This window comes from Clostridium folliculivorans (assembly GCF_024341905.1).
Taxonomy (GTDB): domain Bacteria; phylum Bacillota; class Clostridia; order Clostridiales; family Clostridiaceae; genus Clostridium_AR; species Clostridium_AR folliculivorans.
The window spans coordinates 86084-111716 of sequence record NZ_BQXY01000007.1 but is presented as its reverse complement, the minus strand read 5'-3'; the positions used below and the strand labels follow the sequence as shown (position 1 = coordinate 111716).

The 25633-nt window shown below is 34.7% G+C and carries 25 protein-coding genes, 1 pseudogene and 1 riboswitch; of the genes and pseudogenes, 23 read left to right on the top strand and 3 right to left on the bottom strand.

The window, feature by feature from the left end:
* Positions 1-74: 74 nt before the first annotated feature.
* Entirely contained in the window at positions 75-3710 is a 3636-nt protein-coding gene (locus tag OCU55_RS18180) for a carbohydrate binding domain-containing protein (RefSeq protein ID WP_261853715.1), read from the top strand.
* 284 nt (positions 3711-3994) lie between these two features.
* Here the strand turns inward: OCU55_RS18180 and OCU55_RS18170 are convergent, their stop codons facing one another.
* On the bottom strand, positions 3995-4963 hold the full coding sequence (locus OCU55_RS18170; protein WP_261853714.1) for a quinone oxidoreductase family protein: 969 nt from the start codon (positions 4961-4963) through the stop codon (positions 3995-3997).
* A 294-nt stretch (positions 4964-5257) separates the two neighbouring features.
* On the opposite strand from OCU55_RS18170, the gene OCU55_RS18165 reads away from it, so the two are divergent.
* Complete coding sequence (locus OCU55_RS18165) at positions 5258-5869, top strand: TetR/AcrR family transcriptional regulator (RefSeq protein WP_261853713.1); 612 nt, start codon at positions 5258-5260, stop codon at positions 5867-5869.
* A 111-nt stretch (positions 5870-5980) separates the two neighbouring features.
* Here OCU55_RS18165 and OCU55_RS18160 read toward each other — a convergent pair whose 3' ends face one another.
* Positions 5981-6670, bottom strand: coding sequence for an acetylglutamate kinase (locus OCU55_RS18160; RefSeq protein WP_261853712.1), 690 nt, complete (start codon positions 6668-6670; stop codon positions 5981-5983).
* A gap of 265 nt (positions 6671-6935) precedes the next feature.
* On the bottom strand, positions 6936-7730 hold the full coding sequence (locus tag OCU55_RS18155) for an SDR family NAD(P)-dependent oxidoreductase (RefSeq protein ID WP_261853711.1): 795 nt from the start codon (positions 7728-7730) through the stop codon (positions 6936-6938).
* A gap of 277 nt (positions 7731-8007) precedes the next feature.
* Between OCU55_RS18155 and OCU55_RS18150 the strand changes: the two genes are divergently transcribed.
* The 21 genes and pseudogenes from OCU55_RS18150 to OCU55_RS18050 all read left to right on the top strand — a co-directional run bounded on the left by OCU55_RS18150 (position 8008) and on the right by OCU55_RS18050 (position 25113).
* A complete protein-coding gene (locus OCU55_RS18150) occupies positions 8008-8892 on the top strand; it encodes a LysR family transcriptional regulator (RefSeq protein WP_261853710.1) in 885 nt (294 codons plus the stop codon).
* A 216-nt stretch (positions 8893-9108) separates the two neighbouring features.
* A complete protein-coding gene (locus OCU55_RS18145) occupies positions 9109-9255 on the top strand; it encodes a hypothetical protein (RefSeq protein WP_261853709.1) in 147 nt (48 codons plus the stop codon).
* A 56-nt stretch (positions 9256-9311) separates the two neighbouring features.
* Entirely contained in the window at positions 9312-9509 is a 198-nt protein-coding gene (locus OCU55_RS18140; RefSeq protein ID WP_261853708.1) for a hypothetical protein, read from the top strand.
* A gap of 350 nt (positions 9510-9859) precedes the next feature.
* Positions 9860-10624 (top strand): MurR/RpiR family transcriptional regulator, encoded by a 765-nt coding sequence (locus OCU55_RS18135; protein ID WP_261853707.1) that lies wholly within the window; start codon positions 9860-9862, stop codon positions 10622-10624.
* 343 nt (positions 10625-10967) lie between these two features.
* Positions 10968-12548 carry an alpha-glucoside-specific PTS transporter subunit IIBC gene (locus OCU55_RS18130; RefSeq protein ID WP_280923810.1) on the top strand — a complete coding sequence of 527 codons (1581 nt, stop codon included), beginning with the start codon at positions 10968-10970 and terminating at the stop codon, positions 12546-12548.
* 88 nt (positions 12549-12636) lie between these two features.
* Positions 12637-13962, top strand: a complete 1326-nt coding sequence (locus OCU55_RS18125; protein WP_261853706.1) for a 6-phospho-alpha-glucosidase — start codon at positions 12637-12639, stop codon at positions 13960-13962.
* 41 nt (positions 13963-14003) lie between these two features.
* Positions 14004-14492, top strand: a complete 489-nt coding sequence (locus OCU55_RS18120; protein ID WP_261853705.1) for a PTS sugar transporter subunit IIA — start codon at positions 14004-14006, stop codon at positions 14490-14492.
* A 128-nt stretch (positions 14493-14620) separates the two neighbouring features.
* Positions 14621-15775, top strand: coding sequence for an MFS transporter (locus tag OCU55_RS18115; protein WP_261853704.1), 1155 nt, complete (start codon positions 14621-14623; stop codon positions 15773-15775).
* A gap of 297 nt (positions 15776-16072) precedes the next feature.
* Positions 16073-16624, top strand: a complete 552-nt coding sequence (locus OCU55_RS18110) for a VanZ family protein (RefSeq protein WP_261853703.1) — start codon at positions 16073-16075, stop codon at positions 16622-16624.
* A 300-nt stretch (positions 16625-16924) separates the two neighbouring features.
* Positions 16925-17248: a PadR family transcriptional regulator gene (locus OCU55_RS18105; protein WP_261853702.1), complete on the top strand. Its 324-nt coding sequence runs from the start codon at positions 16925-16927 to the stop codon at positions 17246-17248.
* A complete protein-coding gene (locus OCU55_RS18100) occupies positions 17248-17595 on the top strand; it encodes a DUF1048 domain-containing protein (protein ID WP_261853701.1) in 348 nt (115 codons plus the stop codon). Before OCU55_RS18105 ends, OCU55_RS18100 begins: the two co-directional genes overlap by 1 nt.
* Positions 17596-17604: 9 nt before the next feature.
* A complete protein-coding gene (locus OCU55_RS18095) occupies positions 17605-17955 on the top strand; it encodes a DUF1048 domain-containing protein (protein WP_261853700.1) in 351 nt (116 codons plus the stop codon).
* A 143-nt stretch (positions 17956-18098) separates the two neighbouring features.
* Positions 18099-18287: a cysteine-rich KTR domain-containing protein gene (locus OCU55_RS18090; protein WP_261853699.1), complete on the top strand. Its 189-nt coding sequence runs from the start codon at positions 18099-18101 to the stop codon at positions 18285-18287.
* A 62-nt stretch (positions 18288-18349) separates the two neighbouring features.
* Entirely contained in the window at positions 18350-19111 is a 762-nt protein-coding gene (locus OCU55_RS18085; RefSeq protein ID WP_261853698.1) for an ABC transporter ATP-binding protein, read from the top strand.
* Positions 19112-19876, top strand: a complete 765-nt coding sequence (locus OCU55_RS18080; protein WP_261853697.1) for an ABC transporter permease — start codon at positions 19112-19114, stop codon at positions 19874-19876. It begins immediately after the preceding gene.
* A gap of 207 nt (positions 19877-20083) precedes the next feature.
* Positions 20084-20197: riboswitch (FMN riboswitch) on the top strand.
* 342 nt (positions 20198-20539) lie between these two features.
* A pseudogene (ribD, locus tag OCU55_RS18075) lies at positions 20540-20980 on the top strand (bifunctional diaminohydroxyphosphoribosylaminopyrimidine deaminase/5-amino-6-(5-phosphoribosylamino)uracil reductase RibD); the annotation flags it as partial.
* Between the two features lie 38 nt (positions 20981-21018).
* On the top strand, positions 21019-21669 hold the full coding sequence (locus tag OCU55_RS18070) for a riboflavin synthase (protein ID WP_261853696.1): 651 nt from the start codon (positions 21019-21021) through the stop codon (positions 21667-21669).
* A gap of 23 nt (positions 21670-21692) precedes the next feature.
* Positions 21693-22910, top strand: a complete 1218-nt coding sequence (locus OCU55_RS18065) for a bifunctional 3,4-dihydroxy-2-butanone-4-phosphate synthase/GTP cyclohydrolase II (protein WP_261853695.1) — start codon at positions 21693-21695, stop codon at positions 22908-22910.
* A 66-nt stretch (positions 22911-22976) separates the two neighbouring features.
* Positions 22977-23438: a 6,7-dimethyl-8-ribityllumazine synthase gene (ribH, locus tag OCU55_RS18060; RefSeq protein WP_261853694.1), complete on the top strand. Its 462-nt coding sequence runs from the start codon at positions 22977-22979 to the stop codon at positions 23436-23438.
* An 18-nt stretch (positions 23439-23456) separates the two neighbouring features.
* A complete protein-coding gene (locus OCU55_RS18055) occupies positions 23457-24116 on the top strand; it encodes an HAD family hydrolase (protein WP_261853693.1) in 660 nt (219 codons plus the stop codon).
* A 175-nt stretch (positions 24117-24291) separates the two neighbouring features.
* Entirely contained in the window at positions 24292-25113 is an 822-nt protein-coding gene (locus OCU55_RS18050; protein ID WP_261853692.1) for a phage replisome organizer N-terminal domain-containing protein, read from the top strand.
* Positions 25114-25633: the final 520 nt, after the last annotated feature.

The following is a 25633-nucleotide window of genomic DNA, read 5'->3' as shown; positions in this document are numbered from 1 at the left end:
AGAACTCTAAGATATAGATCTAATATAATGGCGTATAGTAAAAAAGCATAGTTTGATGAGAAGGGGGAGTAGATGTGTCAAAAATAAGTAAAATAGTAGCGGTTGTATTTTTATTTATGGCAACAATGATGATAAATGTATTTGCTGCTGAAGATACAAACAGACAGCCGGAATTGTCGGTGCAAACGGACAAATCTGAATATTCAGACAGTGATAATATCACTGAAATTGTCAAGGTGAATAATCTTAGTACAAATCCATTGACAAATATTGAAATCAAAGTACAGATGCCGGAAGGGTATGTAACAGAGGATGGGAAAGGTTCTTCGGGAGAGCGGATCTATACCATCGCACAGATTGCTGGAGGACATACATCAGAAACAAGTGTTGTATTAACACCGAAAAAGGCAGAAACAAGTGTTGTATTACCAAATAAAAATCCAGAAACAAGTGTTGTATTACCAAATAAAAATCCAGAAACAAGTGTTGTATTACCAAATAAAAATCCAGAAACAAGTATTGTATTACCAACAAAAAGTGCAGAAACAAGTGTTGTATTACCAACGAAAAATGCAGAAGCAAGCGTTGTATTAACACCGAAAAATGGAGAAACAAGCGTTGTATCAACACCGGAAAATGGAGAGACAAGCGTTGAATCACCAACGAAAAATCCAGAAACAAGCGTTGTATCACCAACGGAAAAGTCAGACCAAGTGGAAGGACTGAACGCAAATAATACAAAGACTGGCATCTTTACGCATAAAGAATTGTGGGTAGGCATTGTGCTCATAAGTGCAGGCTTAATTGTTTTTGCTGTAAAGAAGAAAAAGGGTAAAAAATTATTTACATTTCTTTTAGTAATCACAATGATTGGTGCAGTGGTTCCAGATATTTGTATGAGCAGAGCCTATGCAGCAGAAACAGGCACAGCAACCAAGACAATCACAGCAACCAAAGACATTACAGTTGCTGGAAAGAATGTAACTCTGTTAGTAACGATGACATTTGAGAATCAGGGAGAGGTTGTACAAAAATTGTCTTATGAAGGTTATAAATTAAAGTGGCAGGATGATTTTAATGAGACAACACTAAACAGAGATGACTGGAACGTAGAAACACATGATACCGGATGGGTAAATGCAGAAAAACAGAAATATGTTGATTCTGATAAAAATATCTATTTGGAAGACGGCAAATTAGTAATAAAACCAATCAAAACTGTTGATGAGAATGGAGTGACATCCTACACATCAGGTCGTATTAATACACAGAATAAAAAAGACTTTAAGTATGGTATTTTTGAGGCAAGACTCAAGGTACCTAAAGGACAAGGATATCTGCCAGCATTCTGGTTAATGCCTACAGATGAGAATAAATATGGTCAATGGCCAAGATGTGGCGAGATTGATGCGGCGGAAGTAATGGGACAAGATACATCGAAAGTATATGGAACCATTCATTATGGTAATCCTCATAATCAATCTCAGGGAACCACTACATTAAGTAATGATACATTTTCTGATACGTATCATGACTTTGCTGTAGAATGGCTTCCAGGTAAGATCAACTGGTATATGGATGGAGTTATGTACCATAGTGAAGATAACTGGTATTCCAGAACAGAAGGTCAGGGAGAGATTACTTACCCGGCTCCATTTGATCAGCAATTCTATATGATCTTAAATCTTGCAGTTGGTGGAAGCTGGGTTGGAAATCCAGATGAAACTACAGATTTTGAGAATCAGGCTTATAGTATTGATTATGTAAAAGTATATCAGAAGGATAGTTATGATGAAAATGTAACAAAACCTGAAAACAGTGTCACTTTTAGAGACCCGGCTGAAGATGGAAACTATATTATCAATGGTAATTTTGCAACCCAAGAAAATCTGACAGATGATAAAGACTGGAAATTCATCACAGCTGTAGGAGGAGAGGCAAAGGCGGAAATAAATAATAACAAGATTGATATTAATACCACCAATGGTGGAACTGCAGATTACAGTGTACAGCTGGTACAGCCTAATATTCCATTGAAAAAGGGTGGAACTTATCAGGTTACGTTTGATGCATGGGCAGATGATGCCAGAGCAATGAAGGTAGCCGTGACAGGACCAAATAATGGTTATGTGCGTTATATGGCTGATACAGGACTTAACTTAACAACAGAAAAGAGTCCATATACTTTTAATTTTTCCATGAAACAGGATGATGATGCAAACGGGCGTATGGAATTTAATATGGGTAATGCAGGTTCCACCGCGAATATCCATATCACCAATGTAACGCTGAAGAAGATTTCACAGTCTGATGGCTCTAATGAAGCGAAAACAGTACTTGCAGATGGTAACTACGTTTACAATGCTAATTTCCAGGAAGGAATAAATCATCTGGGCTTCTGGAATATCAAGGCAGCAAATGGTAAGGCTTCTGTAACACCATTAGAGGATGGAAGAAGATTAAAGATTGAGGCTCCAGAAGGAACAACAGATGCGAATCCGGTTGTGATTTCACAGAACGGACTTGCATTAACAGCAGGTACAAATTATGCATTGAGTTTCAAAGCTGAGGGAGAATCTGGTAAGGACATTCAGGCAGCAGTCGCAGGTAAGACTTTTGATGCTGCACTTAATGGAAAAAATAATCTCTATAATTATAAATTCAAAATGCCAGCTACAAGCGGGGTAAATGATATTGCATTTACAATCAACGAACCGGGCGTTTATTATTTAGATGAGATTCGTATTGTTGAGGATACACTGATTAAGAACGGAAGCTTTAATGCAGGATTGGCAGGATATGATCCATATGTTGATGGGAGTGCAGACGCAACTTATGTAGTAGACAGCCTAACAGAGAAAAATGCAGCAGCTTTTACCATTAAAAATACAGGAGATCAGGGTTGGAAGATTCAGTTAAAGCAGAATAATGTGGAACTGGATAAAGACCAGTGGTACAGACTTACTCTGGAAGCAAAATCAAGTTTGAACAGAAAGCTGATGTTTGCAATTCAGAGAGATGGCAGTGCTGATAATAACTGGGACCCATATTCCGGAGAGAAAATTGTAAATCTGACAAATGATTATCAGACATTTACAATTGATTTCCAGATGAAGAAACCAACAGATCTTAAGTCCATATTAAGTATCTCTATGGGTGCTGTAGGTGGAACTCAGATTACAACCCAGCATCAGATCTGTATTGATAATATTAACCTGGAAAAGATTGATGCACCAGTGGTACCGGTGACACCTGTTGAAGAAAATTTGTTGAAGAATTCTAATTTTGCAACTGGCAGTGATGGCTGGGAAAGTGCAATTACTGCACCAGGACAGGCAACATCAGCATTTACAGATAACAAGGCAACTTACTGTATAACCAATGTAGGATCAGCTGACTGGAATGTTCAGCTCAAGCAGAGTGGAATTACGCTGGAAAAGGGAGGGAAATATAAAGTAACCTTTAAGGCTAATTCAACAGAAGCAAGAACAATTAAACTGGCTATGCTTACAGCAACATATGGCTGGTATGGTGGAGCAGATATTGCTTTAACAAAAGATGTGACGAAAGATGTAGTAGCTGAGTTTACAGTGAATGATCCTACTGATACGAATATAACAATGGTAGTATCTATGGGGCTGATTGATGGGGTGACTACTCCTACATCAACCATAACTTTATCAGATTTTTCATTGGTGAAGGAACAGTAGTTTATTAATAAGGTAAGAATGGCATGTGGCAGCCTTGCCACATGTCATTTTTGCATTATTGGGATTTAGTCTGCTGAGCACATTTATACGAGTTTCTCAACAGAGAAACTAAGTATGTGCGAAGTCAAACTCCACCTGCTATGAGGGTGGAGTTAAATAGTTATTTATCACGTTTATTCAAAAAACAGACAGGCGTTTCTGTGAGTAAATATATCCTAGATCAGAAGATAGAAATCCCGAAGAATCTCAGGGTATTGAGATTTTATATCATCTTAATTTGAGATCTACGGAACAATAACTATCCTCTTACCATGTTCCTCCATGTTCCAAACTTTTTCAATATCTTTAAGAGGATACTTTACAATGTCCATGCTTAATTTACCTTGTTTTATCATATCCCATACAAGCTTAGTACCCTCAACAAGAGCATCAGGTGGGGTCAGTGCACCCATCATTCCGTAAATCTCAAGGCCTGAAGTTATTAAACTTTGACCTGGGATTTGTGAGGTCCATCCTGCTAATCCTCCGATGAGAACGAAACGAGTTCTTTTAATTGGTGCACCGAGCGCAGTTGGAGTAAATGAGTTTATTATAACTTCTGCCGGGTGGCCCCAGAGATAATCAAGTATAACATCGTAGCCGCTTATGGCTTCTTTTTTTAATGCTTCCACTACTTTCTCATCCGGCTGGTTAAGGTTAATAAAGGCATCCGCCCCTAACTCCTTCAGCTTTTCTCCTGATACTGGATTTCTTCCTGTTCCGATAACTCTTCCTGCTCCAAGGTACTTTGCAATCTGTACGGCAAGCATACCTGAAACACTGGTAGCACCGTTAATCAGCACAGTTTCACCTGGTTGAAGCTTTGCGACATATCTAAGAGGGCCGAGAGAACTTAATGCTGCAGATGGAATAACTGCTGCCTGCTCTGCAGTCACGCCTTGTGGAATTGGAGTTGCGTAAGCTTTTGGTATCACTACCTTTTCCGCCATAGAACCATATGGAGGCTTTATGCCTCGAAAACTCACAAGTGTCCCATCTTCTAGAGAACCTACACCGCCATGACCAACAACGGCGGGTAAATTTGGATAGAATTGTTTGCTGGCAAAGTGATCACCTGATACAAGGGCTTTGACTGCAAAATCCAATATTACAGCCTCTACCTTAACAGTAACGTCACCATCATTTAAAACAGGATCAGGGAAATCTTCGTATCTTGGAATATCTCCTAAATTATTAATAACTGCAGCTTTCATATGAAACCTCCTCTTTTTTTATGAACATCTGTGTCAACTTGCTTTTGACAGAACAAGTCATAGCAAGCATTTCTATTTACTATAAGATGAACAATAACCTCATTTATAGTTCATCATGTATTATGAATCCATTTGAATGTTTTGATTCGTTTTTAAATCTATATAATTCTTTCAAATATGATATAATAAAAATATCTTTTTGAAAATAAACGGAGAACTCTCCTGTTAATAATAAACGGAGAAGTCTCCTTTTGTCAATAGCCATTAAGAAGTTTTCCAGCAGGAGGTGATAGAGTGAAAAGCACAGAAGACATAAACAAAAGGACTGAACGTCGTGATGCCGCGGAAAATCGTAAGCGAATATTGGAGTCGGCACAGAAACTTTTTGAGCAATATGGTGTTAAAGAGGTTAGTATGAATCAAATTGCTATTGAAGCACAAATCGGTCCGGGGACTCTGTATCGTCGCTACAAAAATAAAAGTGAGTTGTGTTTAGATTTAAAAAGAGACAATTTTGTTAAGTTTTTTGAAGATATTGATAAATATTTGATACAACACCATACCGATGCGCCTGGTCAGCGTTTGAAAGAGGTTCTCAGATTATTTATTTATTTTGGCGATAAAAATCACCAACTGTTGACAGAGATTGATGGTAGCTCAATCAACAATAGATCTAATTCCATAACGCAGACTCCGCTATACAATAAAATGCATGAAATAGTCGTCAAATTATTAAGCGAGATGACTGCAAGTGAACAGAACGAACAAAGCAACGTCTTTAGGGCGGATATGTTGGTATATGCTTTATTAAAAGGTGATTCCTATATATTCCAAAAGGATGTGCGTGGTTATTCACCAGAATCGTTTTTAGAACAGCTTTGCTTGACATTTTTTCCACAGAGATAGATACAGATTATCTTGATGGTAAGGGCCAAAAGTTTTATTAGCTAATGACATAAGCAGACAATAAAAAATAAGGACAAACGATGCAAAATATCGTTTGTCCTTTATAATATGTTATATAAAATCTCTTGCAAACTGGTTAATAATACCTTGTGTCATCATATCAGCCATTTCCAAGGCTTGCCTTTCAAGTTCATCATATACAGAGGCTTCAGCTGAGTAGTTTTTAGTAAGTAGATTAACAGCTTCTGATTTAACTAGTCCAAGGTGTGTACGATACATCATTTTCCAAGCTTCTTCGGACCAATAAGGGTTTATGCTTGCAAGAAAAGCGGCAATCTCATCGCCATTGGCATACCATCTTTTCTCAATTTCAGCCTCAGCTTTGGTATCTCCGGCTTTAGCTGCTTTCACGAGCTGTGCTGCAATTACAAGGTGTTCCTTTATCAGATCTCTAAGCTTTGAGCCAATCTTGTCGCCGTAGTACACTCTAAAAGCATTTCCAAAGTCTTCAGGATTTTGAAGAAGCCTGTTAGTAACAAAATTTACATCTGGCAAGTCGAATACCATACTGACGATGGTGGCTCTTGTCCACACAGTATGTTGTTCCCATAATCCACGAATTTTGTTTGATAACTCTAATGCTGAAGTAGTTATTCCTGACGAGATGGAATCGTTTCTTTGAAAGTTGTTCCAGTATAAGGGATAGATAAAATTAGTACTGTTGTACCAAGGTGTTTGAAAATGTGAGTAAGCATATGGATAGGCATTATTGTATTGTGAGAATAATTCATATGGGTACATAAATATCACCACTTTTATTATTTTATTAATAGGTTATGTTTACAGTAGCAATAATGCTACTTATGCTTATAGCTATGGAAATAAGAAATAAAGGTAAGACAAAGCTTTACGCAAAAATTAAAGGAAATAGCTTAAGTTAAACTATTTCCTTTGAGATATAGATGAACCACTTCATAGTTGAATTTATATTTTCAAATTCTCCTCTCAGAACCCAGAGGAGTTTTGAAAATAGATTTCGGATTGAAGTGGTTCATCTTGAACTATATTATTTTTTCTTAAATATATTTTTAACTTTGATAAAAGCGCCTTGACTGGAAGGTGATATATATCTTTCCCTTGGATGTTTGTCTTCTACTGCTTTTATGTATTTAGATATAATAGAATCAAAGTTAGTGGATTCAGTAAGTTTGAACAACATATATTGTTTGCTTTCCAATGAACGTAAATTATCTTTAAAATAAGAATTAATCTTCATCCAATTAAATTGCTTTGATATATTCTTTTGATTAAATCCAGTAGCATAACTTCCAGGTTCTATTAAAATAACTGGAATATGAACATTTTTAAGTTCTTTAAGTTCTTCATTTAGAGACGGAGCGATGGATTCTAAAGCAAATTTAGTTGCACAATAAGGAGATAAAAAAGGAATAGGTGATCGTCCAGCCAAAGAAGAGACGAAAATTATCCTTCCTTTTTTTCGAGAAATCATTTGCTTTAATACAAGTTGAGTTAATTCAATTGGGCAAAAAACGTTTGTTTCAAAAGTATCTCTATACACATTGGTATCTACTTCAGCCACTGAACCAGAATTGCCAATAGCTGCGTTATTTATTAAAACATCAATTTCAAGATTAGCTACCTTCAGTCTATCATCACTATTTAAAATATCCAATCTAAAGCTTTCAAGTGGAAGATTATATTTTTTATTTAAAAGGCTTATTCTATCTGCTTGTTCATCGGTATGAGTTGTTGCATACACACAATGACCTCTATGAGCTAAGGCAAAAGCTGCTTCACGTCCAAGACCAGAACCACAGCCAGTAATTAATATTCTTTTCATGATATCACCTTAATTCCTTTAAATATGTATTTGAATATTTATAAGTTATACTTTAAGTGAAAATTTCAAAGTATGATTTTATTTAATTACTATTATTTCTATATTTATTAAAAATATTAATACAGTCTACTATAAGGAGAGTTGAGGATGAGTACACATGCGCTTGGATATTTAGATGTGCTTGATAATCTTTATCAGCCATGTTATTGTATGACATATAAATATTTATTGAAATTAGTTAATTTATAATAAAAATAATATTAATAGGAGACCCTTTATGGACTTGTTGCAAATTAAATATTTTCAAACAGTGGCTCGCATGCAACATATGACAAGAGCCGCCGGTGTGTTGCAAATCGCTCAACCTGCCTTAAGTGCCATGATTGCTAAGTTGGAAGAGGACTTGGGAGTTCCTTTGTTTAATCGGACAGGACGTAATATTGTTTTGAATGAATATGGGAAAGCATTTTTAAAACGGGCTAATAGAATATTGAAAGAAGTTGAGGAAGGGCGACAGGAGATATCCGATCTATCCGGAAGTGAAATTGGTTCTGTGTCCTTTGCAACTACATCTTTGAATAAAGAATTCGGTAATTTCATAGGCAACTTTGCACGTCTTTATCCAAAGGTAAATTTTCATATTACACAGCTAGGTGATGATAGAGAAAAGCTTCATCTATTGGATAAAGATGAAATTGATTTTGCTTTTATCAATACTGTTGATGAGCCTTCTAATATATCCACTATGAAATTGGCGGAGGAAGACATTTATTTAGCAGTACCACCATCACACTCCCTTGCTAGTTACAGAACAGTTTCTTTCGAGAATTTGAGGGACGAGTCCTTTATAGGATTAAGAGCTAATTATAGCCAGCAAGAATTTTGTGATGAACTTTGCAAAAAGAATGGATTTGTGCCAAATATCATCTGTGAGTGCAGTGAATTTACAGCGGTTATCAATTTAGTCGAAGCTGGACTTGGTGTGTCTTTTTTACCGTGTTCTGAGGAGGAAAAAAAGGAGTTGCCTGTTGTTTTACTTAAGATTGATGGGATTGATTTTAAGAATATTCTGCGACTTGCATGGAAAGAGCAACGATATTTTTCTAAAGCGGCCAGAAATTTTCGTGGATATGTAATGCAATATTTCAATACTACAGTTTAATTATAGTCAGAAAGGCGTACCAAGAAATTGGTGCGCCTTTTTACTGTATATGTAACTATAAAATTTTCGAACTAGCTAAACTTAGATATTTCAATGGCTTTAGAAGTTTTTTATGGCTAAACAGTAAAAAAATAAAACTTATTCGCCTGCCAAATTTTCCTCATATATTCGGAAAGGCAGATGCGTTAAAAAAGCTCACTGAAGAAGGTCGCTTCAGTGAGCTTTTTTAGCGCCAATCAATATATAAATGCTTATGTATATATATATTATAATATATTTTTATTTATTGAAGTTCGGACTTATACTGTAGATAGCAAAGGAATAAAAGAATATAACGTTTATGCAGATGTAGGTTATGGATGAATATCCCTTGGAGAGGGGATTTAAGAACTACTACTCTATAATATAAGGAGATCAACATGAAAGACAGAAAAAACAAATGGCTTAAAAAGTACAATGAAGAGTCTTACGCAGCTTTGACAAAATACTTTGCAAGCTACTTCCAAGCATATTTCCCTTATTATTGGGGATGGATGTCATCGTTTCACGACACAGAGGCATCAGTTGCTTCAGATTTATCTAATGAAACGAAAGAAAGGAGCTATAAAACAAAATGAAATCTTGCATGAATGTACTGGAAATGTGAAGTTTTTAAATATGGATAAGGCACATATAATGCATTATAGCAAGCTTCTATTTAATATTGAACAAGTACGGTACCTTAGAGTGATGCTATTATTAAGGTAATATGTAAGGCCTCTCTGTAGGATGAATTGTTTAAAAAAGGCTTGATGAAGAAGTTTTTTGTTCCCCCATAAATAGATAAATATGTATTCAATAAATCTGCTGTATAATATAGCTTATATGAAATTTAACGTATTATTAAATAATCTATATTTTACCGAAGAAATTTGTGATAAAATACAGGATATATAGCATATGACAGGATTATGGGGGGCTCTTTTAAATGAAGTTAGAAGAATTAGTGAACAAGTACTATGATGATTTAACGCCTAATGACTTTCACATATGGAGATATATCGCAAATAACAAAAAGAAATGCAGTGACCTAAGTATTGAGGGACTAGCCAGCTTATGCAATGTGTCAAGGACGACTATATTAAGATTTGCTCAAAAGCTTTCCTTGAAGGGGTTTAGTGAATTAAAGGTGTATTTAAAGTGGGAGACTAGTGAGCATGTAGAGATGGAAACTGAGCCTGTTAAGGTTATATGCGAAGGCTATAAAAAAGCTATAAATGATATATTGAAAAAAGATTTTAGTGCAGTATGTAAACTAATATATGAAGCAAATAGAGTATTTGTACATGGTTCAGGGGATATCCAAATGGAGGTTGGTAAAGAATTAAAGAGAATGTTTTTACATGGCGGGGATTGTATTTATGATTTTGAAGGCTTAAGTATTGATCCGGCTTTCTTTAGTCTGGTAAAACCAAGTGATTTAGTTATTTTAATATCCTTAAGCGGTGAATCCAGCAGGGTTGTTGAACTAGCTAGAAAGCTAAAGCTTCTTGATGTAAAAGTAGTGTCTATTACAAAATTAAAGGATAATACTCTTGCTAGTTTAAGTGATGAGAATATATATATTACAACATCAGTAGTGAACATTAATAATGACCATAGATCCTATGAATCAACAGTAATTTTACGTATTATTGTTGAGATGTTGTTTGTTAATTATAATATTTATAAAAAATTAAGAGAAAATAAATAAGTACGTACCAGAGACAGTTTTTTTCGTTTAATATGAAGGAAACTGTTTTTTTTCTGTAAAGGAATCTGTCATGAAAGCAAGGTCTTCACAAAGTATAATGGAAAAGAACTTATCTTTTTCGTAGGAAAGCATAAAAATTTTAAGCTAGCTAAATGCAGATATTTCAATGGTTTTAGAGGTTATTTATTCTCTTAAGAGAGTACTGTGAAAAATCACAGATAATGTGATTAAACACAGGATTGATACATTGTACCTAAAACGGTTACAAGTATTGAAAAGGAAATATAATCTAGTTATTATATACCTATCGGGCCTGAAAAAAATTGAAGGGTGGTAATTCATAATGATGAAAAAAATTCAGCGTTTTGGTGGAGCAATGTTCACTCCTACGCTACTGTTTGCCTTTGCAGGTATTGTGGTTGGGTTTGCAATTCTATTCACTAATACAGCAGTTATGGGAAGTTTGGCTAATCCAGATGGAAACTGGGCTAAGTTTTGGAATATCATAGCTCAAGGTGGATGGACAGTATTCATGCAGCTTCCACTACTTTTTGTAATCGGTTTACCAATAGGACTCGCAAAAAAACAAAATGCAAGAGCATGTTTAGAAGCAATTGTTATTTATCTTACATTTAACTATTTCCTATCACAAATTTTAACCTATTGGGGTTCAAGCTTTGGAGTTGATATGAAGGCTGCAACAGGAAGTTCAAGTGGACTAACAATGATTGCAGGTATTAAGACCTTAGATACTGGTATGATCGGAGCTTTAATTATTTCAGGAATCGTAATTTATATTCATGATAAATATTTCGATATAGAATTACCAGAAGCTTTAGGTATATTTAAGGGTTCAACATTTATATACATGGTAGGATTCTTTGTAATGATTCCTCTTGCCTTTGCTTTCGCAATTTTATGGCCACAGGTGCAAATAGGTATTCGTTCTATGCAAGGATTCTTTATCTCCTCAGGAGCTGTGGGAGTTTGGGTATATTCCTTCCTAGAAAGAATATTAATCCCAACTGGCTTACATCACTTTATTTATTCACCATTTGTATATGATAATGCGATTGTACCTGGAGGTACAGCTGCTTACTGGGTAAAACATTTAGGGGAATTTGCTACATCTTCAAAATCTTTAAAAGAAATGTATCCAGTTGGATTCTCACTATCAGGTATGTCGAAAGTATTTGGTTCTATCGGTATAACTTTTGCATTCTTAAAAACTGCTAAACCAGAAAAGAGAAAAGCTGTTTTAGGATTAATGATTCCAGTTGCAACAACAGCTATATTAACTGGTGTAACAGAACCAATAGAATTTACTTTCTTATTTATAGCTCCAGTATTATTCTTAGTTCACTCTTTATTAGCAGCAACAGTTTCTACAATAGCCTTTCAATTTGGAGTTGTTGGTGACTTTGGAGGAGGTATCATTAACTGGTTTGCAGTAAACTGGATACCACTAGGAAAATTCCACTTTAACACATATTTAACTCAAGTTATTATCGGAGTAATATTCTCATTTATTTGGTACTTTGTATTTAGGTTCTTAATTGAAAAATTGAACTTAAAAACACCAGGTAGAGAGACTGATGAAGAAGAAACAAAGTTATATTCTAAAAAAGAATATAACGCTATGAAAGAAGACGGAAAAGGTAAGAAATTAAATCAAAATGCCATAAAGGCTGCAAGTTTCCTAGAGTTATTAGGAGGAAAAGAAAATATAGTGGATGTTACTAACTGTGCAACAAGATTAAGACTTACAGTAAAGGATCCAGCTAAAATTGCTCCAGCTGGAGAATTTAAAAAAGCAGGTGCACATGGTTTGGTTAATAACGGAGATGCAATTCAAGTTATAGTTGGATTATCTGTTCCTTCTGTAAGAGAAGAGTTTGAAAATTTATTAACTGTATATAAATAAACTAAACGATGAGAATTTGAAAATATAAATTTAAATAAGAAGTGATTGATCTATATAATAATACTATTAATGGAAGAAGGTTGAAAATATGAAGAAGAATTCAGTGCTTATTGCAGGGGGAGGAAGTACCTATACACCTGGTATCGTAGCAACTTTGTTAGCAAATATGGAGCAATTTCCAGTTAGACAAATTAAATTGTATGATAACGATGAAGAGAGACAAAAGGTTCTAGCTGAAGCCTGTAAAGTGATCGTTGCAGAAAGAGCACCAGAGGTTGACTTTTCTTATACAACAGATCCTGAAGAAGCATTTACAGATGTAGATTTTGTTATGGCTCAACTTAGAGTTGGAAAATACGCAATGCGTGAAATGGATGAAAAGATTCCATTAAAATATGATGTAGTTGGACAAGAAACCTGCGGACCAGGTGGAATAGCTTATGGTATGAGATCAATTGGACCTATAATTGAATTAATTGATTATATGGAAAAGTACTCACCAAAGGCATGGATGCTAAACTATTCAAATCCTGCAGCTATTGTAGCAGAAGCAACTAGAAGATTAAGACCAAACTCAAGAATTATAAATATTTGTGATATGCCAGTTTGTCTTGAAGAAATAATGGCAAGAGTATTAAAGCTAAAATCCAGAAAAGAGATGGAAGTAAGGTATTATGGCCTAAATCATTTCGGCTGGTGGACAAGTATTGTGGATAAAGACGGAAATGATCTGATGGAAAAAATCAAGGAACATGTTAGTAAGCGTGGTTATGAGGAAGACTATCCAGCTGGTCAGCATAAGGAAGAAAGCTGGCTTGAAGCAATGAGAGCTGCAAAGGACCTTCTTGAAATTGAACCAACAACCTTACCTAACACCTACTTGAAATATTATTTATTGGCAGATGAGACTGTAGAACATGCCAATAAAGATTATACAAGAGCAAATGAAGTTATGGATCGAAGAGAAGTAGAAGTATTTTCAACTTGCAGAAAGATTGCTGAAGCAGGAACTGCAAAGGGTTACTTCGAGGTAGCAACAGAACACTCTTCCTATATTATCGATCTAGCAAGAGCTCTTGCATATAACACAAAGGAAAGAATGCTTTTAATAGTTGAAAATAAGGGGTCAATCGAAAACTTTGACAGTACTGCTATGGTTGAAATACCTTGTATTGTAGGAAGAGATGGATATGAACCTTTAGTAATGGGACCTATCCCAACCTTCCAAAAGGGTTTAATGGAGCAGCAAGTTGCAGCTGAAAAATTAACAGTTGAAGCTTGGGTTGAAGGTTCCTACCAAAAATTATGGCAAGCTATTACTATGTCAAAGACTGTACCAAGTTCAAAGGTTGCAAAGCTTATATTAGACGATTTAATTGAAGCTAATAAAGGCTATTGGCCAGAGTTAAAGTAAGCACAGTTTAAAATATAGGAATAGATTAAGGAGTATTTGGTATGCTTGATTTTTTTAAGAAGACAAGTTCAAATTGTGTAATTAAGGCGCCGGTTAGCGGTAGATGTGTAGCACTAGAGGATTTGAAGGATGGCGTGTTTTCTGAGAAGATGCTTGGTGATGGTGTCGCTATTGATACAACTGGAGATGTGGTATGTGCACCTTGTGATGGTGTAATTACTACAGTGGTACCTTCTAAACATGCCTTTGCTATGAAGCTTAAGAATGGATTGGAGATTCTCGTTCACATTGGTCTTGAAACTGTTTCTCTAAACGGTGAAGGTTTTACTATACTTGCAGAAGCTAATGAGAAAGTGAAATTGGGAACTCCCATCATAAAAATAGACCGTGCTTTCATTGAATCAAAAGGAATATCACTTATTACACCGGTAATCATAGTAGGAGAGCAACAGTGTGACCTAAATAAATGTGCTATTGGTGAGCAGGTAACTACAGCTGAAAGCAGCATTATAGAATGTAAGCTTAAATAATTCTATAGATGTACCACTTCGAACGGAAATCAATTTTTAGAACTTTCGTGGTTTCAGGTGAGAGAATGTAAAATAATAAGTTTTATTACGAAGTGGTATATCCAAAAATAGAGACAGCAGGTAACGAAGTGGAAAAAAGTAAACAAAAATATTTATATGCATTTTCATATATATTTCTATATATGGCATTCTCATTTGCTATGACACAATTTACGCCATTTTTATCTAAGCTTGGCTATGACTCTATGCAAAGGGGGATACTTTTATCCTCCTATGCATTTACTACCATTGTATTTCAAATACTGTTTGGATTTCTTTGCGACAAGTATGGATCAATAAAGAAGTTTGTGGTAGTAGCTTTGATGATTTATGCGGTTTCAACCTACTTGTTTTACAGCATGGAAACACAATTTTTTATATATCATGTGATTGTAATAGCATTTAGCGGTGGACTAGTAAATACAACCTGCGGTTTGTGTGATGCTTGGGTACTTGGGTCTGATAAACATTTAAGAAAGAACCTTTCATTTATAAAGACTTTTGGATCGATGGGGTGGGCAACTGGCAGTATTATTTTATCCTCCATCATTTCAAGATTTGGTTATAGCGGCGTAAGTAATGGAATCCTAATTTTATGTATCCTTTCTCTAGGAGTCTTGCATTTTATAAAGGATGTAGACAGACAAAAGGACAAAAGCACTGGAAAATTAGGACTAGCTGATATAAAAGAACTTATTCTAAATAAAAGGTACAGCTTATTAGTTTTTATACTTTTCTTAATGTACTGCATTATTATAACCAATAATACAGCGGTTGTAGATAAAATGCTGGCACTTGGAGCTACTGATTTACAAATTGGCTATAAGTGGTCAATTCAATCTATGATAGAAATTCCAACATATTTATGTGGCAGTTACTTTTTAAGAAAGTTTAACAATTACTTTCTTTTGAAGGTCTCAGCTTTGGCTCTGACTATACAATTTATTTTATTGGGAATGAGCAGTAGCATAACTCAGATTATTGTATTAAGTGCATTTCAAATGTTAACAACTCCATTAGTGATGATTACCTCACAAACCTTAATATATGGGTTAACCAGCGAAAAGATGAAAGCAACAGGTCAGCTTTTTGCACTTAGTATGTTTACTGGGGTGTCATCCTTGCTAGTTCCAGCAGGTGCAGGGGTTATGACAAGATATTTTAGCCCTAGCACCACACTATTTGTTGCAGCTAGCTTTGGAGCTTTAGCGTTTATTCTAATTAATGCTTTGAAAAAAATATAATATTGTTTATAAAGGGACTGTTGTAGAATGAGTTGAAAATTCGTTCTACAATAGTCCCTTTATTATAAAGCAAGGACATGAAAAATGAATATGAATTATTAGCTAGAAGTTCAGTACCAAAAGTTTAACTTTTTTGTGTTCTCAATATTGAGATAAAACTACTTAAGAAAACTTAAGAAATTCGTAAGAAAAAATTCAAGCATAGACTGGCTGATTTAGGTAAAATTAAATTACTGAATTGGACAGGCTTTTGCATTGCAGAGAAAAAATAGTCATGAAATGAAAAATGGAGGAATTATGAAGAAACTAGAACGAATCAAAAAAGTGTTTTTATATGGTGTTTTCATTTGTTACATATTTTTGTTAATTAAAATATTGCTCTTATCAAGAGTTTCAATCTTAGAGCTATTTAGTAGTCAAAGGACTTTATTTAGGTCAATCAATCTCATTCCTTTTCATAGTATAATAGAATATATATCTGGCAGCTCTGATAATTTAAGAAAATTTGCTTTCGGGAATGTGGTTGGGAATATAGTTATTTTTACTCCTCTAGGTGTATATTTGATACTATTAAAAAAAGATAAAAGAGTATTTAAAAATCTTTTATTTATATTCACTGTGAGTCTGTTTGTTGAAATCATTCAAGGTCTTTTAGGAATAGGAGTATCAGACATTGATGATATAATTCTAAATTGTTTGGGTGGATGGATTGGTATTTTAGGGTATAAGTTTTTAGTATTTATATTACGAGATGAGAAAAAAGTAAATACTGTAATTGCAATACTATCTGCTATTATAGGATTACCGGTTATATTGTATTTATTATTCATGGTAAAAATGAGATTCTAAATATATCTATTGAGCACTCAAGAGCATACCCTACATAAAAGGAAGACTGGTTATTGGCCAGCCTTTTTTGTTTGCTCATTTATGTTTTTTTCAAAAAAGCATCTTGTTTTTCAACTAATCATCATAAATTTCATAAAGTAATTGCTTCAACATATAAAGTATAAGTTTATATTTGAATAATTAAAATAAACATAAAAAATAAAAATATAATATTGACGTTACTACTACTACGTGATACTATATAGTGGTAGTAAGTAATACTGAATACAAGTAATACTAGATAGTGAAGAGGTGATACATTTGGATAATATTACAGAAATGCTAAAGGGTGTACTAGAAGGCTGTGTTCTTGAAATAATCAGCCATGAGGAGATATATGGTTACGAGATTACTAAGAGGCTCAATGCACTGGGATTTTCTGATGTTGTAGACGGCACAGTCTACACAATATTGGTGAGGCTAGAGAAAAACAAGCTGGTGGAAACTACGAAGAAGCCATCTGATATGGGACCTCCACGAAAGTTTTTCACTCTTAATGATGCAGGACGTGAGGAATTGAAGAGGTTTTGGGAAAAGTGGGAATTTGTATCATCAAAAATCAATGAATTAAAGGAGAGAAAGTAATGAGTTTTTGGGAAAAGATTACGGGAAGCGACATGACTAAAGAATTTAAAAGTTTTGAAGCACGAGCGAAAAATCTACCGGTTGATTATCAAGCGGCATGGGAAAAAATTAAGACTAATCTTTGGCAGCACTCAGATTTTACCGGTCGCAACCTTATGCCAATTCTTGACGGTGTGCTTGGACTGCTAGAAGAAACCGCTGCGGATGGTCAGAATGTACAAGATGCTTTGGGAGACGATATCAAAGGCTTCTGTTCAGCATTGATTGGTGAAGAAGGGGCAAATTCTTATCGCGACAAGTGGCGCAAGCAACTTAACAATAATATCGCTAAAAAATTAGGCAAATAGGAGGATAAGATGAGTATACAAGATATCATTGAAGGCAAAAAAGAGTGGAGAGCGCATGTGGCACGTGTAAAAGGGCTCCCAAAGGATTACCAAATTGTTTATAAAGAAATTCAAAAATATCTTTTTAAGGTGGGTCCTGTTGAACTAACAGACGGTATAGGTTTATTATCAGGGATCATAGATCTTTTTGAAGAAGGTGCGTCTTTAGGGAAGGGTGTGCTTGAGGTTACGGGTAGTGATGTAGCGGCTTTCTGCGATGAGCTTATTAAAGATTCAAAAACTTATGCTGATATCTATCAGGAATCTGTTGACCAAAAAGTTAGCAAGGCTATGAAAAAGGTTACGGATAAAACAAAGTAAAAGATATATGGAGGGATTGAAAAAGCAATTGAAGTGAAAGGTCTGTGCCTCTCGCAAAAGTGAAGAACATTAAAAGCAGCTTAATGTTTGTAGGCATTAAAATTATAGTAGTCAACAAAAATATCAAGTAAAGGGATGTTAGAATGTGTGAATACCAGTGGATATTATGTCCAGTATGTGGCAACAAAACAAGGGTCAAGATTGGGGCTGATACGGTTCTTGAAAACTTTCCACTATTTTGTCCTAAGTGTAAACAGGAAACAATAATCAATGTAAAACAACTTAAGGTATCAGTTATTAAAGAGCCAGACGCTAAGACGCAGAGCCGATAACATGTGAGTGAAATCATAGTTATCGGCTCTTTTTTACTGTAATTATAGAGGAGGAAAAGAAAGTGAAGAAAAATATCATACAGCTCAAAGGTGTAAAAAAATCTTACAAAAATGTAGAAGTACTTAAAGGAATAGATTTAGAAGTAGAGCAAGGAGGCATCTTTGCATTACTTGGTTCCAATGGAGCCGGAAAAACAACGATAATTAGAATCATGGCTACTTTACTTAAAGCAGATGCTGGAAGTGTTTTAATAAATGGTTTTGATATTGAAAAAAAACCAGGAAACATTAGAGGTTCTATTAGTCTTACTGGGCAGTTTGCCGCTATTGATGAAGTTTTGACTGGACGTGAAAACCTTCAAATGATAGCAAAACTCAGACACCTTAAAAATCCAAAACAAGTAGCAGATGAGTTAATTAACCGTTTTGCTATGTCAGAGGCAGCAGACCGCAGAGTGGGCACTTACTCTGGAGGTATGAAAAGAAGAATTGATATTGCAATGAGTCTTGTGGGAAATCCAAAGATTATCTTCCTAGATGAGCCGACGACAGGTCTTGATCCAGAAGCTCGCTTAGAAGTTTGGAAGATTGTAAAAGAGTTAGCAGCTGCAGGAACTACAGTATTTTTAACAACTCAATACTTAGAAGAATCAGAGCAACTTGCAGATAAAATAGCTATCCTTCATGGTGGAAAAATAATTGCTCTAGATACATTAGAGGGATTAAAAAAGTTGTTTCCGCCTGCAAAAGTTGAATATGTTGAGAAACAACCTACATTAGAAGAAATATTTCTAACAATCATTGGGAAGAAGGAGGAGAAATAAATGGAATCTACAAATAAGTATTTTTTAAAAGATATAAGTGTCATGTTTGGACGTTCTATGCGTCATATTTTTAGAAGTATGGATACAATTATTACAGTATGTATTACGCCAATTGCTATGATGCTATTATTCGTCTATGTATTTGGTGGTGCGATTAAAACTGGCACAGAAAATTATGTTGATTATCTATTACCAGGTATAATGTTAATGACTATTGGTAGTGGTATTGCATATGTAGCTTACCGTTTGTTTATAGATAAGCAACATGGTATCTTTGAACGTTTTCACTCTATGCCTATTGCTAGGTCTACAGTATTATGGGGACACGTATTAACCTCATTAATTTCTAATGGAATTTCTATAGTAGTGATTATAATTGTTGCGTTATTAATAGGTTTCCGTTCTTCAGCAGGAATCTTAGGATGGCTCGCGGTATTTGGTATTCTTGGGATATTTACACTTGCTTTAACTTGGATTGCTGTAATTGCAGGACTTGCTGCTAAAACACCAGATGGTGCAGGGGCATTCGCCTACCCAATTATCTTCTTGCCATTTATTAGTTCTGCCTTTGTACCAACAGATACTATGCCTTCAGCAGTACGTGCTTTTGCAGAAAATCAGCCTGTAACTCCTATAGTAGAAGCTATTCGTAATTTATTAGCAAACAAACCAGTAGGAAATGATATATGGGTTGCCCTAGCTTGGTGTGTAGGAATAATAGTTGTTGCTTATATCTTTGCAATGAGGAGTTATAAAAAATTATAATATATCTTTATACTAAGTATAAATTAAAATCCTTGAAGCTTTTTAAAGCGAATAAATTTCCATGTTACGTTATGGTATTCTCACTTGAGATACTTATAAAAAACTTGATATTTAGAATTGATAATGGATTATATTGATGAAGTAAGAAAAGAATAGTTATATTGACATATTTATTTCATTGTGATAAAGTTAGGCTGTAAAAATTAAATATATCTTCAGGGCAGGGTGTAATTCCCTACCGGCGGTATAGCCCGCGAGCCGTAAGGTTGATTCGGTGAAACTCCGAGGCCGACAGTAAAGTCTGGATGGAAGAAGATGAGTAGTATACTCTTGATGCATAAGTCTATGCCTTTTTGACATAGCATTTTGTAATCAGGATATTTTGTGGATTGTTAGCGCCCTGAGAATTATTTCTCAGGGCTTTTTTAATGTATAGTGCAGGTAATTTGATAATCAAGCATAGTATAAAGTTTTTAACTTAGCTAAGATTAGATATTTTAATGGTTTTAGAAGCATTTTTATGCCTATACAGTAAAAAATAAAGTTTATTCACCTGTCGGTTCTTCCATATATAAATTTGTAAATGCAAATGCATTAAAAGGTCGCTGAAGAAAATTACTTCAGCGACCTTTTTAATTTTTAGTAACTGATTGGAGTGATGATATGGATATTAAGTACATGAAGAGAGCGCTTGAATTGGCTAAAAAAGGGGAAGGATACACAAGTCCTAACCCGATGGTAGGTGCAGTGATAGTAAAGGATGGCAGAGTAATTGGTGAGGGGTATCATGAGGTTTATGGAAGTCATCATGCGGAGATTAATGCCTTTTTAAATGCTACAGAGGATGTTAAAGGTGCAACTATGTATGTTACTCTTGAACCTTGCTCTCACTATGGCAAGACCCCGCCTTGTGCCAATGCGATAGTGGAAAAGGGGATAAAGAAGGTAATTATAGCAGTGGAAGACCCTAATCCGTTAGTATCTGGGAGAGGAATAAAAATTCTTAAAGAGGCTGGTATAGAAGTAGTTACTGGTATTCTTGAAGATGAAGGAAGAAAGCTAAATGAAGTATTTATTAAATATATAACCACAAAGCTCCCCTTTTGATAGAGGGGGATATTTAAAAGGAGGTTTAGTTTTTAATGTTCACTGGATTAGTAGAGGAAATAGGTAGAGTTGAGTCAGTTGTTAAGTCTGCAAAATCAGCAAGTATAATTATTAAAGCTAAAACTGTTCTAGAAGGAGTAAAGTTAGGTGATAGCATCTGTACCAATGGTGTATGTCTTACTGTAACATCCTTTGACAGTTCTAGATTCACAATAGATGCAATGGCAGAAACCATGAGACGAAGTAATTTGAAAAATCTTTCACCCGGTGATGAAGTTAATCTTGAAAGGGCTTTAAGTGTAGGAGACAGACTTGGAGGACATATTGTAAGCGGGCACATTGATGGAATGGGAACTATAGAAGATTACGAGAGAGAAGACAATGCAGTCTGGATTACAGTTGGTACTTCACCAGATATTTTAAGATATATTGTCCAAAAAGGCTCTATTGCAATAGATGGCGTAAGCCTTACAGTGGCATATGTAGATGATTCAGTATTTAAGGTTTCTATTATTCCCCACACTAAGGACGTGACTACATTGCTTCGTAAGAAAATTGGGGATAAGGTAAACCTTGAGTGCGACATGATAGGAAAATATATTGAGAAGTTCCTTGGAGCTAAAGGGAATGCACCAGTAAAAAAAGATATAGATCTTAACTTTTTAAGTGAAAATGGATTTGCATAAAGATTAAAGGAGGATTGGAAATAATGAAATTTAATTCTATTGAGGAAGCTATTGAAGATATCAAGGCAGGAAAAATGATTGTTGTAGTTGATGATGAAGATAGAGAAAATGAAGGAGACCTTATTATAGCGGCAGAAAAAGTGACACCAGAGGCTATAAACTTTATGGCGAGGTTTGGTAGAGGCCTTATCTGCATGCCAGTTATTGGAGAAAGATTAAGGGAGCTTAACATTCTTCCTATGGTGGAGAAAAATACAGATTCGCATGGAACTGCTTTCACGGTATCCATAGATGCTGCTGAAACTTCTACTGGAATATCTGCTTATGAAAGAGCTGCTACAGTATTGAAAGTTATAGATCCGAATTCATCAGAAAAGGATTTTAAGAGGCCTGGGCATATGTTTCCATTAGAAGCTAAAGAGGGCGGAGTGTTAAAAAGAGCTGGACATACAGAGGCGGCTGTTGATTTAGCAAGAATGGCAGGCTTTTGTCCAGCAGGAGTTATATGTGAAATAATGAATGAAGACGGAACTATGGCTAGACTTCCGCAGCTTATGGAATATGTAAAGGAACATGACCTTAAGATAATTACAATTGCGGATCTAATCAATTATAGAAGAAAAAATGATGCATATGTAAAGCGAGAAACAGAGGCAAAGATGCCTACAAAATATGGTGAGTTTAAAATGGTAGGCTACGAAAATACTTTAAATGGGGAACATCATGTAGCTCTAGTAAAAGGTGATATTTCGGGCGACGAACCAGTTCTTATAAGAGTTCACTCTGAATGTCTCACTGGCGATACTTTTGGGTCCTTAAGATGCGATTGTGGAGAACAGTTTGCTGAAGCTATGAAAGAAATAGAAAAAAGAGGCCGCGGAATACTCCTTTACATGAGACAAGAAGGAAGAGGGATAGGTCTTATAAATAAGATCAAGGCTTATGCATTACAAGATTTGGGGATGGATACTGTAGAAGCAAATCTTGCCTTGGGGTTTCCAGCTGACTTAAGAGAGTATGGTATTGGAGCTCAGATTCTTTCAGATCTTGGAGTGAAAAAGGTAAAACTTATGACCAATAATCCGAAGAAAATCTCAGGGCTTATCGGATATGGAATAGAAATTGTGGATAGGGTCCCAATACAAATGAACCACAATGAAAGAAATGAGTATTACTTAAAAACTAAAAAGAAAAAGCTTGGACATATATTAAGTTTCAATGAAGATAAAAATATTAAGTAATAAACCTATAAAAGTTAAAAAGCTATAAATTTAATAATAAAATTCAAAAAAATGGAGGAATTTAAAATGAAAATATATGAAGGAAAATTAGTAGCAGAGGGATTAAAGTTCGGTATTATAGTAGGCAGATTTAATGAATTCATCGGAGGAAAGCTTTTAGTAGGAGCTTTTGATGCCTTAAAGAGACATGGTGTGGAAGAAAACGAAATTGAAGTAGCATGGGTTCCAGGAGCATTTGAAATTCCACTTGCAGCAAAGAAAATGGCTAAATCAAATAATTATGATGCAGTTATCTGTCTTGGTGCCGTAATAAGAGGGGCAACTCCTCACTTTGATTATGTAGCCGGTGAAGTATCAAAGGGTATTGCAAGTGTATCTTTGGAAACAGAAGTTCCAGTGATATTCGGTGTAATAACTACTGACACAATAGAGCAAGCAATTGAGAGAGCTGGAACAAAGGCAGGAAATAAGGGATACGACGCAGCAGTTACAGCAATTGAAATGGCAAACCTGCTTAAACAGTTTTAGTATCAGGGAGTGTTAAATTTGATACCTTTTAAGAACATCAAGACTATCTTCTTTGACTATGATGGTACTTTGCATAATAGTATAAAGATATATGGACCTGCATTTAGAAAAGCGTACGCATATCTTGTTAGATTGGGGGCTGCGGAGCAGAGGGATTGGTCTGATAGAGAAATAAGTTATTGGCTCGGGTTTAATCCTCAAGAGATGTGGAAAACCTTCATGCCAGGACTTGATGATGATATAAGGAATAAATGCAGTACAATGATTCGTGAAGAAATGAGAGCTTTGACTGAGAGTGGTGCGCCAGAACTTTATGAAGGAGCTATCGAAACTCTTAAATACCTTAAGGGTAGAGGATACAGATTAGTGTTTATAAGCAATTGTAGAATAATCTATAGGGATTGTCACAGAGAATTATTTTGTCTTGGAGACTTCTTTGAAGAGCTAGCTTGCTCAGAGGAATATAATTTCATACCAAAGTATGAGATATTAAGTAAGATCAAAGACAGATATCCTGAAGAAATGGTCATTATAGGAGATAGAATGCAGGACATAGAAGCCGGAAAGAAAAATGATATATATACCATTGGCTGTAGCTATGGATTTCCCCTTGAAGGTGAATTAGATGAAGCAGACTTAATTATAAATAATATAAAAAAATTAAAAAAATATTTATAGGTCAACATTGAAAGGCTGTAGAGAAAATTTATTTTTCTCTACAGCCTTTTTCCACCAACAAAAATTTTAAATAATACTGTAATCTCTTCTCCTAAAGCATATATACCAATTAAAAGATATAACAAGATATCTGATGGCAATAAATAAAAATAAAGTTTTAAGGAGAATGAGATTTATGAGAGAAAGAAAATATGTAAAGTTCAGAGTTGATATGTATGAGGATACTAAATTTAAAATAATAGACATGAAGCCAGAAAGAGATGTTATTCATTATATATGGAATAGGCTAGTTTTGCTTGCAGGAAAAGTTAATTTAGAAGGGGATATGTTTCTTTCAAAAAATATTCCATATACAATAGAAACATTGGCAATAGAATTTAACAGGGATGCTTCTCAAATCAAGCTTGCGTTAGAGGTATTTATTGAGTTAGAAATGATAGAATTGAGTGATAGTAATATATACAGAGTGAAAAATTTTGCTAAGCATCAAAATATCAAGGCAAAGAAGAAAGAAATATCTAAGAGCAGCGAAACCGCTGAAGTAAAGAATGCTGCTGTTCAGTTAAATGAAGGTTGCAGTGATGAAGTACAAGTAATCAAACCTGAAGGATTTGATGGACAAGCAGTGGATAGTGAAGAGAAAAACAAGGGGAAATATGATTATAAAGACAGTGAAAATATAACTGCTGATACAGAAGATTATGAAAATGATAATGTAGAAATATTAGAGAATAATAATAAAGATATTGTGGCTGTCAATGGTGGCATAGAGGATAGTACTGATAGAGGTAATTTACTAGAATATAATGTAAATACTACGGAAAGTAGAAAGCGGATAAAGCGGAATAAAAAGAAAAAAGGTACTTCAAGAGCTGAGAACATTGATGAAATAGCTAGTTGTGATGAAATTATTGATGATATAGAAGAATGCGTAATTGACGGAATAAGGCCCTTAGGGAAAGATGAAATAAGTATTGTGGAATGGTCCTTTGGATAATAAGAAGCATATACTGAAAATCTATTTACACAAATTTCAAAATATGATATTATAAAGAAAAAAGTTATTGAAAGGGGAAAGTAAGTTATGACACCAGCTAATTGCTAATATTAATTTGATTAAAAATTAATAGTTATTTTGTAATGAGTTTTAATTTACCTAATTATAGTTAGGTCTTGTTGTTGTACTCTTTATGGAATAAGGCATTTGGAAGGTAACTTACTTTACTGAAATAGATATTTTAATTTATTTGTCTAATATTTCAATAATGTTTTGAGATATTTATATGAGCTTCTTTAGGGAGTTGATGATTAGATATATAAGCTTAATAAGATAATGTTTGTGATGATATTGATCTAATATGAATTTTATTTTGCTTAGTATATGTATTGATTTATGTTTATAGCGGTTTTTATAGTATAAGCTTTGAGCTTGGATCTTGGAAAACTAGCATAACTGTATAGCTCAATATGAATCTAATCTAGATAAATTATAATAAAAGCAAATTTCGGACTGTAAG